The organism is Streptomyces sp. NPDC000983 (genome assembly GCF_040299205.1).
Taxonomy (GTDB): Bacteria; Actinomycetota; Actinomycetes; order Streptomycetales; family Streptomycetaceae; genus Streptomyces.
Map to the genome: position 1 here is coordinate 1 of NZ_JBEPBM010000038.1, position 3079 is coordinate 3079.

The following is a 3079-nucleotide window of genomic DNA, read 5'->3' on the forward strand; positions in this document are numbered from 1 at the left end:
GGCCGGTCAGTCCCGGAGTGGAAACCCCACACCGGGCACGGCCCGTTGAACGGGGAACCCACCCGAAGGCCCAGCCGGACACCACCGGCAGCCAGACGGGAACCCCCGCCCTTTAAGGCGGGGAGGATGTCAACGAACTGCTCGCATCGCCGGAGGTGCACACCTACCTCGGCGGTCCGCAGCCCCGTGACGCGCTCGAGCGCGAGACGCCCGCGGTACCCGAGCGGTGGCCCGGCAGTTTCGTCGTCGACCTCGACGGGGCGATGATCGGGCAGATCCTGCTCAGGAGAGCAACCGCTCACCGTCGCCCCACGGCCGTGGGCAGAGCCGACCTCGGTTACCTGTTCCTGCCTCGGGCGTGGGGACACGGGTATGCCGCCGAGGCGTGCGCGGCAGCACTCGGCTGGCTCGCCGACGCTCTTCCCGGCGAGCCGGTGGTGCTCACCACCCAGAGCGCCAACATCAGCTCGATGCGCCTCGCGGCGAAGCTGGGGTTCACCGAGGTGGAACGCTTCGAGGCATGGGGAGCCGAGCAGTGGCTCGGTATGCGGTGCCCCGGTCGGGCGGTCGGAGGGCGGGACGGTTCGGCTGAGGCCGTGCTCGACGTTCCGTATCCACCGGGGTGACCGGCCACCACCCCCCGACGCTCAACTGCCCCACGTCATTGGGGACCAGGGTCCCACTGACCGGACTCGACGAAGAGTGCGAACTCGTCCAGCAGGCGGTGCGACGCCGCCCGCATCGCGGACCGGGTCATGCCCGCGACGTGCGGGGACAGAATGCACCGAGGGTTGTCGGCGAGCAGCGAGGTGAAGGTGGTCCCCTCCGTCTCGAAGACGTCGACCGCAGCCCACTCGGGCCCGGAAGCGGGATCCCGCAGGGCACGATCGAGGGCATCCTCTCGAACCACACGCGCCCGGGACGTGTTGACCAGGACCGACCCCGGCCGCATGAGTCCGAGTTCCTCGGCTCCGACGAGGCCGTCGGTCTCCGCGGTCGCCGGTACATGCACCGACACCACGTCGCAGCCCGCGACCAGTTCGGGGAGGGATTCCACGCGTCGACCGGGCCACCCTGCCGCCCGCTCCGGCGTGAACCTCGACGACCCGAGAACCCACACCTCAGCACCGAATGCACCCACCAGCTCGGCCACTCGACGGGCGACGGCCCCGGAACCCACCAACCCGACCCGAGTGTCCGCGAGGCTGCGCGCGGGCAGATCCACGGTCGCCGCACTCCACGAGCCGCCGCGCAGGGCCTCGTCCCGCCTCGAGATGCCGCGCAGCGCGTCCAGCATGAGCGCCACGGTCAACTCGGCCACCGCGGTGGCGTTGGCCCCCGGCGTGGTCCGGATCGCGACCCCCAGTCGCCGGGCTGCCGCATGGTCGAACGTGTCGGATCCGGCGGCTGCCCTCCCGACCAGTGCGAGGCGCTGCCGCAAGCCTTCACGCGTTGCCCGCTCTAGAACGGCCCGGGTGAGCGGGATTCCCGCGCGGCACTTCAGGACTCGATGCCCCCGCCCTTCATCCTCCAAGTGCTGGGCCAGCTCTTCCTCGGAGAACCCGTCGAAGTCCACCGTCTCCCAGCCGGCCTCGATGCGAGCCCGTAGGCGCGCATCGGCCACGCGCCGCAGGTTGACCGTCGGGACCAGGCCGAGGTCGGTGAGGGCAGCCAGTTCGATCAGCGCCTGTTCGCCCAGGGCCGGGTCCACGACGAGCACCCGGCCCTGGTGGGAGTGCGTCGGCGGACTGCTCGCGCGAGTGAAGACGGGATGGGTTCGCGTCACCGAAGTCCCCTTCACGGAGACCCTCCAATCGGAATCGGTCGGGATGAACAGCGACCGGCTCTCCCTCCGAACCGCGACGAGCCGTCTTGTTTCCGGCACCGAGCGTCGCTGGTGTCGCTGGTGAGGTGCCAGGCAGGCGCTCATACCGGTATGAGCGCCTGCCACTGATCGCGGGTCGGGCCGTCGTGCGTCGGTGAGAAGTTCGGGTGGTCGGCCAGCCAGCCGGTCACGGCTCGGTCCACTTCGTCGGTGCCGTAGGCGTCCTCCGCCGGTCGCACGAGATGACGTACCTGGGCACGGGCCCGCATGACGACGGGATCGTCAAAGGCACAGGCGGCCAGGGCGGCTCCCCGCCGGTCCGGGGACGGTGAATTGCCCCCGAGGCGTTGCTCGTTGGCGCGGTCGGCAGCCACCTGCGCGTCGAACAGCGGGCGGAGTTCCCGCACCGTCCAGGCGTGGTAGTCCGCGGGGTCCGCGGCGATCCGGTCGGCGTGGGTGGCGAGGTGCTGGGCGGCGCGCAGGCCGAGGGCCACGCCGTGTCCCGAGGTCGGGTTGGTGTGCACGAGGCTGTCGCCTGCGTTGACCAGGCCGGTGACGACGGGTCCGGCAGCGTCCGCGAGGGTGGTCCAGCGGTTGTCCAGGCCGGCCATCGCCAGGACATCCGACTGCGGTTCCGCGCCCAGGTCGAGCCAGGCGGCGGTGGCCGGGAAGAGGCGGGCGGCAGCTTCGAACACGGCGGGGTCGGTGAGGGCGCCCCGGGTCGGATCTCCGGTGGACAGCACCAGGTGGGCCGCGAAGACGTCGTTGTCGGAGGGGAAGACGCCGGCCAGCGCGAACGGTGCGGCCGAGCCGGTCTGCACCCGCCCGGCGTCGCGCGGTCCGTCGGGACGCAGGCGGTACCAGCGGCACAGGTAGGCGATCCCGGCGCGGTGGCTCTCGACGACCGGCGGACGGCAACCGGCCGCGGTCAGCCAGGCGGGCAGGGGCGAGCGGCGGCCCGCCGTGTCCACGACGAGGTCCGCTCGGTGGACTTCCGCGCCCACCCGCACACCGGTGACCCTGGGCGGGCGGCCCTCTCGCAGAACGAGGTCGCTCACCCGGCAGCCTTGTCGCACGGCGACGGTGGGTTCCCGTCGTACGGCCGCGGTCAGCGCGGCCTCCAGCACGATTCGGCGGGTACGGAGGGTCACCAGGTCCTCGTCGCCGTCCCGGTGCGGGGGATGTTCACCGAACCAGTCGAAGTCGTGGTACTCCCGGGCTCCGCGTGCCAGCAGGTCCGCGTAGACGTCAGGG

2 protein-coding genes and 1 pseudogene are annotated in these 3079 nt (G+C 72.0%); 1 reads left to right on the forward strand and 2 read right to left on the reverse strand.

Annotated features, from left to right (window positions below; all coding sequences use genetic code 11):
- Positions 1-134 precede the first annotated feature (134 nt).
- Positions 135-626: pseudogene (locus tag ABT296_RS31245) on the forward strand (GNAT family N-acetyltransferase); the annotation flags it as partial.
- A gap of 35 nt (positions 627-661) precedes the next feature.
- Here the strand turns inward: ABT296_RS31245 and ABT296_RS31250 are convergent.
- Positions 662-1720 (reverse strand): NAD(P)-dependent oxidoreductase, encoded by a 1059-nt coding sequence (locus ABT296_RS31250; RefSeq protein ID WP_351932183.1) that lies wholly within the window; start codon positions 1718-1720, stop codon positions 662-664.
- Positions 1721-1926: 206 nt separating this feature from the next.
- A partial coding sequence (locus tag ABT296_RS31255) for an NAD(P)/FAD-dependent oxidoreductase (protein ID WP_351932185.1) occupies positions 1927-3079 on the reverse strand: 1153 nt, incomplete at its 5' end.